This window comes from Flavobacterium sp., assembly GCF_039916025.1.
In the GTDB taxonomy this organism is placed as follows: Bacteria; Bacteroidota; Bacteroidia; order Flavobacteriales; family Flavobacteriaceae; genus Flavobacterium.
In genome coordinates, this window is record NZ_JBDSMB010000048.1 from 37,816 (window position 1) to 46,724 (window position 8,909).

5 protein-coding genes and 1 pseudogene are annotated in these 8,909 nt (G+C 36.4%); 3 read left to right on the forward strand and 3 right to left on the reverse strand.

Going from position 1 to position 8,909, the window contains the following annotated elements; all coding sequences use genetic code 11:
* Positions 1–5 precede the first annotated feature (5 nt).
* From ABIQ27_RS02860 to ABIQ27_RS02870, 3 genes are read right to left on the reverse strand one after another with little or no spacing between them, the layout of a single operon-like run.
* Complete coding sequence (locus ABIQ27_RS02860; protein ID WP_348031875.1) at positions 6–1,298, reverse strand: glycosyltransferase family 4 protein; 1,293 nt, start codon at positions 1,296–1,298, stop codon at positions 6–8.
* A 44-nt stretch (positions 1,299–1,342) separates the two neighbouring features.
* Positions 1,343–3,856, reverse strand: a complete 2,514-nt coding sequence (locus ABIQ27_RS02865) for a YfhO family protein (protein WP_348031877.1) — start codon at positions 3,854–3,856, stop codon at positions 1,343–1,345.
* 54 nt (positions 3,857–3,910) lie between these two features.
* On the reverse strand, positions 3,911–4,162 hold the full coding sequence (locus ABIQ27_RS02870; protein ID WP_348031879.1) for a DUF4834 domain-containing protein: 252 nt from the start codon (positions 4,160–4,162) through the stop codon (positions 3,911–3,913).
* A 134-nt stretch (positions 4,163–4,296) separates the two neighbouring features.
* Here ABIQ27_RS02870 and ABIQ27_RS02875 point away from each other — a divergent pair, with 134 nt between their 5' ends.
* From ABIQ27_RS02875 to ABIQ27_RS02885, 3 genes and pseudogenes are all read left to right on the forward strand, one after another.
* Positions 4,297–5,253: a transporter gene (locus tag ABIQ27_RS02875; RefSeq protein ID WP_348031881.1), complete on the forward strand. Its 957-nt coding sequence runs from the start codon at positions 4,297–4,299 to the stop codon at positions 5,251–5,253.
* Positions 5,253–6,374 (forward strand): GTP cyclohydrolase, encoded by a 1,122-nt coding sequence (locus ABIQ27_RS02880; protein ID WP_348031883.1) that lies wholly within the window; start codon positions 5,253–5,255, stop codon positions 6,372–6,374. The genes ABIQ27_RS02875 and ABIQ27_RS02880 overlap by 1 nt, the downstream gene beginning before the upstream one ends.
* 431 nt (positions 6,375–6,805) lie before the next feature.
* Positions 6,806–8,909, forward strand: a pseudogene (locus ABIQ27_RS02885) (hypothetical protein); the annotation flags it as partial.

The following is an 8,909-nucleotide window of genomic DNA, read 5'->3' on the forward strand; positions in this document are numbered from 1 at the left end:
TAGAGTTATGAGTTATGAGTTATGAGTTTTGCCAATTGCGCTGTCAAATTTTTTCTGGAATATTGTTGCAAACCAACGGCATTTACTTTCAAATTTTGATTTTGATATTCCAGATAGTATTTCAAAAGTAATGCTTTTAGTTTTTCTTTTTCGTCATAAGTAAAGAAAACACCGGTATTGGTTGAGGTAATGATTTCGGCAAAATCGGAATCTTCAGGGCCAATGGCAATAATTGGTCTTTCGGAAACCATATATTCAAAAAGTTTCCCGGGAATAATACTTTTTGTAGCTGATGAATTGATTTCTATTAACAATAGAACCTGAGATTTTCTTTGATGTTCAACTGCTTCCTGATGCGAAACATAGCCGAGATTCTGAACATAATCATTGAGTTTGAATTCGGTAATCGTATCCAAAACTTCCTGACTTGTCGCGCCAATCAGTTTCAAACGGAAATCGTTTTTAAAATCTTTATTTTCTTTTATGAGTTCCTTTAATGCTTTCCACAAAATCCTTGGATTTCTTTCAGATAAAAATGAACCAATATGCGCCAAAGTGAACTTTTCGTCTAGAGTTTGTTTCTCAATTTTTTCGATATCATAACCATTCGTGATAACTTCAATTGGTTTTGAAGTTATCGCCTGAAATTCAGTTTTGGTAGTTTTGCTGGTTACGATAATTGTGTCGGCGGAATTCAAAACTTCTTTTTCTAAAGCTTTGTGTTTCTTTTCTGCGGAAGCTGATAATTTCAAAGCTTTGTGATACCCAATAGTTGTCCAAGGATCACGGAAATCGGCGAACCACTTTATGTTTAAATCTTTTTTTAATTGCAAACCAATTAAATGCAGACTATGCGGCGGTCCGGAAGTTACAATCGTGTCGATATTGTTTTCTTCGATATATTTTTTCAGATATTTTACAGAAGGTTTTACCCATAGAAAACGTGCATCGGGAATAAAAAGATTGCCGCGAACCCACAGCAAAGTCTTTTCTAAAAAAGATTGTTTCTTTTGATTCGGAATAATTCCGGAGCTGATTTTTTTGGTTTTGGATTTGCCAAAAAAGGATGCTAAACCATAAGGTTCGAAGATTTTGTTTTTGATGATAATCGCTTTGTCCGAAACTTCACTTTCCAAATCGTTATCAATAATTGGATAGGTTGGGTTTTCGGGAATATAAACAATCGGCTGAATGTTGAACTCGGGTAAATATTTGACAAACTTTAACCAACGCTGTACTCCGGGACCACCGGCTGGCGGCCAATAATAGGTGATGATTAAGAGTTTCTTTGGTTCCAAATTGAGTTTAGTTGTTTAGCCACGAATGCACGAATAATTTTTTTCTATTTTCTTTGTTCTTTTTTCTTGCTTCTTTCTTCTAAATAAACGCCACCAATAATTACTAAGAACATCACAATCGAACTGAACAACGCAATCAAGCTTCCTGTTTTTACAACTTGAGGGTCAAATTTGAATTCGATAGTGTGTTTTCCTTTTGGGATATCCATTCCACGTAAAGTGTAATCTACTTTGAAAATTGAACTTTCTTTTCCATCAATCGTAGCTTTCCAACCATCTTTATAATAGATTTCAGAGAATACTGCGAACCCATCATTAACATTATTAGAAGTATAAATCAAATGGTTTGGTTTGTATAAATCCAATTTAATTGTAGCTGTACTATCGGCTGTAAATTTTCTTGTGCCTTTATTGATGCCTTTTGTTAAAGGTTCAGTTCTGAAAATCGCAACATCTCTGGTTTCAATTTTGCCTAATGCATTGATTTCTTCATCGGCTGAGTTCACTTCCTTCAATTCTTTTACAAACCAGGCATTGCCATTATGAAACGGATTCACAATTGGAATATCGCCTTTTTCGGTACCAACTATTAAATACTTAATGTTGAATGCATTTATTACAGGAATACTTGCTTTAAGCGAAAGTGTTTGTGGATCGATAATGCTTCCCAAATCGCCCATGCTTCTTTCGAAATGATGCTCATAAACTTCTTTAAAACGTCTTGGCATAACCGCACTATAACCACCAATCGATTTATGGAAATAAGACGAGCGTGGACTATAAATGCCACCTGCTAATTCATAAACCCTGAAGTTGGTTGTGTCCTGAAGTATCAGCGAATCGGCTTGTGTTGGTTGGTATGGCATATTAACTTCCTGAGCACTTCTGAATTGTTGTCCATCGTTGCTTAGATAGTTTTTGTCAACAAAGAACAAATCACCCACCATAAATATCCCAACCAAAATCACGGCAGTATTAGCTGCCAGTTTATTTTTGATATACATATAAAGAGCACCAAACGTAATGGCAATCAAAAATCCCGAACGCAATAAATCGGCAGAATATAAATCTTTTCGGTCTTCTTTAAGCGCATCAATAAATTGTGTGCCAAATGCTTTGTCAGGATGTTGTTTAAGTGCGTCTACTAATTGGTGGTCAATTTCGCCCACAAAGTTGAACATGCTTTTACATACAAACAGCAATACTATAATTCCAAAAGTTGTAGCTCCGGTTTTCCATAAGCTTTTCCAACGGTTTTCTTCATCGGTAAAGAAAGACTGTAAACCCATAATCGCTAAAACAGGCACACATAATTCGAGCAAAACCTGAATTGAAGAAACCGCTCTGAACTTGTCATACATCGGAACATAATCGATAAAGAAATCTGTCAGGATTGATAAGTTCTTTCCCCATGAAAGCAATAAAGAGAAAATGGCTCCGGCAAAAAAAGCATATTTTATTTTGCGTTTATCATGATATAATGCCAACACAAAAAGGAAGAAAACGACAGCGCCAATATAAGCAGGTGATGCCACTTGAGGTTGATCGCCCCAATAGGTTACAGCATAATTATCGGTAAGTTCGCGAGCTTCCTGCGGCGATGCGCCATAGTTGAGCATGAAATTATAAACATGTGAATCTTCGGTTAGCTTTTCGTTGTTCCCACCACCGAATAATCGTGGAGAAAACAAATTCAGACTTTCTACAATGCCATAACTATATTCGGTGATATAGCTTCTGTCCATTGCGATGTTGCTTTCTTTTTTAGAACCATCGGCATTGAACTGTAATTCGCTTTTGCCACGCGTACTAAAATCAGCGTATTCTTTGGTTGCCAATATACTCGTAGCATTAACACCAACGGCTAAAATTACAGCAACAGCAAATGTTCCAATGATTTTTGGCAAAGATTTTAAATCCTTTTCCTGTATAAGCTGGTATATAAAGAAGAAACTCATCACTATCAAAAGCATCAACAAATAGTAAGTCATTTGAAAGTGATTGGCTGTGATTTCAAGCGCAACGGCAAGCATTGTTAGGATTCCGCCATGCAAATATCGTTTCCTGAAAACCAGTATAAAACCTGCAACAACAAAAGGCATATAGCCAATAGCATGTGCTTTGGCATTGTGTCCGACGCCAATAATGACAATCAGATACGTTGATAATCCAAATGCAAGTGCTCCAAAAAATGCTTTCAACGGGTCGACTCTAAAAACCAGCATCAGTGCATAAAATCCTAAGAAATAAAGGAATAAATAATCGGCAGGACGAGGCAGGAAACGGATAGCATTATCCAGCATTCCGATATAATCATTCGGGTAATTTGCGCCCGACTGATAGGTTGGCATTCCACCAAAAGAGGAATTCGTCCAATAGGGTTCGGTGTGATTTTCGGCTCTGAAATCAATTTGCTCCTTTGCCATTCCTGTATATTTCGCAATATCGGATTGGTATATTTTTTTGCCCTGGATAATAGGATAGAAGTAAACTAATGAGATAATGATAAAACCAATGATGGCTAATAGATGCGGATAGAGCTTTTGAAGTTGCTTCATGTAATTTGGTTGTCGGTTGTCGGTTGATAGTTTTTGTTAAAACTTAAAACGAAGTTATTCTATTTCTTCAAAATCAACGTAGTCACCAACGATTTTTTTCTCTTTTGGTTTTTCGACAGTTTGCTTTTGAGTGGTATTTTGGTTTTGATAATTTTCTTGCTGTTGTTGAAATTGCTGTGATGCTTTTTCAACTACTTTTTTGGCAATAACAGGTAAAAACAAACGCGCTAAAAACTTCATTACGTAATAGAAAACGATAATGAATAAAAGAGTGTCCAGAATTCCCTGAAAAGATGCAGTTTCCATTGAATAAATAATTTTTGTCAAAAATACTAAATTCCACAATTTAAAAATCGCTTTGACTTCTTAAATAAATAATAAATTATACTACTTTTGAAAGACTAAGTTGTAACGCTTAAATTTCCTGACGTATGATGAATATGAAAACATTTCTTGTGGCTGCCTTTTTGCTGATTTCGGCTACTCAATATGCACAATATACAGACATTATTAATTCCAACAGACCGGGCGAATCGATGTCCGCATTTTCAGTTGGTAAAACAGTAATTCAGGCGGAAGCCGGTTTGTATGGTGTTAAGGAAGAGCATAATTTAGCACGTTATGAAGCAAATGGTTTTGGAACTGAAATCGATGTAAGATATGGCGCTTTCTTTGATCAGTTTGAATTTACGTTAAACACACAATATCAATATGATTGGTATAAAGCACCCTTAATTCAGGATACGCGTGGCGGATTTAAGCAAATCACCGTTGGCGCAAAATACCTGGTTTATGATCCGTTTATCAAACAGGACAAACCAAATTTGTTGAGCTGGAAAGCCAATCACAAGTTTCACTGGAAGCAATTTATTCCAGCAGTTGCGGTTTATGCCGGAGTTAATTTTAATATTGGAACTAATCCGTTTACGTTTCCGACAGATAGAACCGTAAGCCCGAAAATAATGGTCATAACTCAGCATCATTTTGGAAGCAAATGGGTTTGGGTCAACAATATTATCGCCGATAAGTACATGACTGATTACCCGACTTTGGGGATTATTTCCACAATGACAAGAGGATTTAATATGCGTTGGTCAGGATTTTTAGAATTCCAGGGCTATAAAAGTGATTGGTATGCTGATACTGTTTTCAGGCTTGGTGCTGCTTATCTGGTTCGTGAAAACATTCAATTGGATGCTTCTTTTAGTAAAAATGTGAAAGATACACCTTCTTTGCTTTTAGCAAATGTTGGGATGGCCTGGCGTTTTGACAGCAATTATGAAACAAATTACAAAAGAGTAAAAGGCGATAATAAGAAAGATAAGAAAGACAAAAAATCTAAAAAAGATAAAGGTAAAAAACGTAAAGACGAAGTAGAATTAGAAAAGACCAAATAATGATTACCATAATTGAAGCCAATACTCCGAAACTCCTCAAAGAGTTTGTCATGTTTCCGTTTGCCTTATATAAAAACCATCGGTATTGGGTTCCGCCGTTAATCAATGACGAGTTGGATACTTTTGATAAAACTAAAAATCCGGCGTTTACTTCTGCTGAGGCAAATTTCTATTTGGCTTACCAGGATAATAAGGTTGTGGGCAGAATTGCGGCCATTATCAATTGGGATGAAGTCAATGACCAGCAAAAAATGAAAGTGCGTTTTGGCTGGTGGGATGTTATCGATGATATTGAAGTGACTAAAGCTTTGCTTGAGAAAGTATATGAATTGGGTAAAAAGAACAATTTAGAATACGTTGAAGGACCAATGGGTTTTTCAAATTTGGATAAAGTTGGAGTGCTTACCGAAGGCTTTGATGAAATTGGTTCGATGATTACGTGGTATAATTTTCCATATTATGCAGCTCATTTGGAAAAACTGGGTTATGTAAAAGAGAAAGAATATCTCGAAAACAGATTTCCTTTTTCTAATGTAAAAACCGAATTTTTTGTCAAGCCAAATGAATTGGTAAAAAGAAGGTACCAATTGAATGCGCTTAATTTTACAAAGACAAAAGATATCCTGCCTTATGTGGATAAGATGTTTGACTTGTTTAATGCATCTTATGCAGACTTATCTTCTTTTGTTGCGGTTACGGATGTTCAGAAAGAGTATTTCAAAAAGAAATATATAAGTTTTATCAATCCGGAATATATTAAGTTCGTAATGGATAAAGATGATAATATGGTTGCTTTTAGTATAGTGATGCCAAGTTTTTCGGAAGCATTGCAAAAAGCCAAAGGCAAGTTGTTTCCTTTCGGATTCTATCATCTGCTTAAAGCAAAAAAAGAAAGCAAAGAAGTGCTTTTCTATTTGATAGGTATTGACCCGGAATACCAAAGTAAAGGAGTTACGGCAATCATCTTTAATGAATACTACACAACTTTCAAAGAAAAGGGAATTCAAAACTGCATCCGAACTCCCGAATTAGAAGACAATCACGCCATTCACAACATGTGGAAACACTTTGATCCGGTTACCTTTAAAAGAAGAAGAACCTACAAAAAGGATTTAAAGTAGAGGTCTGTTTCAAGTCCAAATTTTTAACCAAATAGGTTAGCTAAATATTTTGAAAACTAAAGGATTAAATCTTGAATTTAATCTTTTTTTTATTTTTGGATATTGCAAAGTCAATGTGCTTATGATGACTATTTTAACAATAGATTATTCAAAGTTTTTAACATAATTTAGTTAATAAAAACCAATAATTACGTTAAATGTGCCTTAATTTTTATTTGGTTTTGTGCAGTTAGTCGATTAAAACGTTTTGTTCGTAGAAAACTTACGCTTTTTTTAACGTTTATTTATAATTCTATATAATTTTATCATCCCTTTTAAAATCTACTCTGATTTGATTGGTTAAATAATTTGATTTTCAAGTCTTTTAATCACCCCCAAAAATACTAACCCAACCTATTCGTGATGTGGTATTACTTTAAATACTTAACATTATGAAAAAAAGTACATTACTACAATTTCTAGGATTTCCCTGTTGTGACAGTTATGATGTCACACAAGGAGAAAGTGGTCTTAAGCTTGATTTTTCTAAATCAAACACCACAGATTGTTGTTGCCCTGATAACAGAGGCAGTATAAAAAGCAAAGGTATGATTAGCATTATTATGTTATTCGTGCTTTTTTTATTTTCTAACATTTCATCTGCACAGATTACATTGGATGGAGATCCAAGTGATTGGTTCAATACTCTAGCCCTTCCAGGAGGAATAAAGGCTAGGATAATTGATCCAACAAATCCATCTGATGATATCTGGCAAGGAGGAGGGTCAAAAGACATCAATCCTATTAGTAGTTGGGGTTGGCAAACCAATAGTTCCAATGATAAAAATAATATCGCCAATGGGGGTTATTATTTAGATGGTAATATATTGTATTTCTTTGCTGACAGATATTCCAATAATGGGGATTCAGCTATCGGGTTTTGGCTTCTTCAAGGTAGCGTTGCGAAACTAGTAAATGGTAGCTTTAGTGGAGACCATACCGATGGAGATATTCTAATGATTAGCCATTTCGTTAATGGGGGATCTGTAGCTCAGATACAGGCTTTTAGATGGGATGGGGGTGCTAATGGAACTCTTAATCCAACACCAATTCCTTTACCTACATCAGGACTTGATGCTCGTGTAAATTCTACTGTAGTCAATTCACCACTGGCATGGGGTTATACTCCAAAAGCTGGTGCTGCTAATACTTATCCTGAGAATTCATTTTTTGAAGGTTTCATAGATTTAACAAGCATTAATTTTAATTTAAGTGTTTGTTTGGGTACTTTTATAATTGAAACAAGACAATCTCAATCATTAAATTCAACTTTAGAAGATTTTGCAGGAGGACGATTTGGCTCTGTTCCTCTTGATAAAACTTTAATAGGAGGTTCTTATTGTTCTTCTTCACCAAATACAGGTACTATCACAATGGCTAGTTCTGAGACCGGAGTTAGTTATCAGTTAGTATTGGATTCAGATAGTAGTAATGTGCAAGCAGCACAGTTAGGAACCGGAGGAACACTCACGTGGTCAGGTCTTCCCGCAGGAAGTTACCATGTCTTAGCGACAAATACGACGTCATTATGTACGGCAGTAATTGGTCTGCCTACAATTGTTACTGTAGTCAATTCTCCAACTTGTTCTATAACAGGTATTGATTCGGTTTGTCCAAGTACAACTTCAATTGGATATTCTGGTCCGGCAGGAGCTGGATTAACATATGCATGGTCTATTGTCGGAAATGGCACTATTTCAGGAGTAGCTAATCAACAAAATGTAACCGTTAATGCTGGTAGCGTTTGTGGACAAACTTTTACCCTTACTTTAATTTTAAGTAATGCGGCAAACTGTTCTTCTACTTGTACTAAAATAGTTACTGTTAATGATACAACGCCACCACAAATTACATTCTGTCCTCCAGGAGCAGCATTAGGATGTAACCCAGCGGGAGTTCCTGCGGCAGGAGTTGCAACTGCAACAGATAATTGTAGTACACCATCGATTACTTCAGCTTTAGGCGCTGTTTCTTCAGATGGATGTGGTCGTTCACAAACAAGAACGTATACAGCAACAGATGCTTGTGGTAACAGTTCAACATGTACTCAATTGTTCACATGGACAGCTGATACTACTGCACCGGAATTCACATTCTGTCCTCCGGGAGCAGCATTAGGATGTAACCCAGCGGGAGGAGTTCCTGCAGCAGGAGTTGCAATCGCAACAGATGCCTGTGGTACACCGTCAATCACTTCTGCTTTAGGTGCTGTGTCTTCTGATGGATGTGGTCGTTCACAAACAAGAACATACACTGCAACAGATGCTTGCGGTAACAGTTCAACCTGTACTCAATTATTCACATGGACAGTTGATACTACTGCACCGGAATTCACATTCTGTCCTCCGGGAGCAGCATTAGGATGTAATCCAGCAGGAGTTCCTGCGGCAGGAGTTGCAATCGCAACAGATGCCTGTGGTACACCATCAATCACTTCTGCCTTAGGCGCTGTGTCTTCTAATGGATGTTCTCGTTCACAAACAAGAACCTATACAG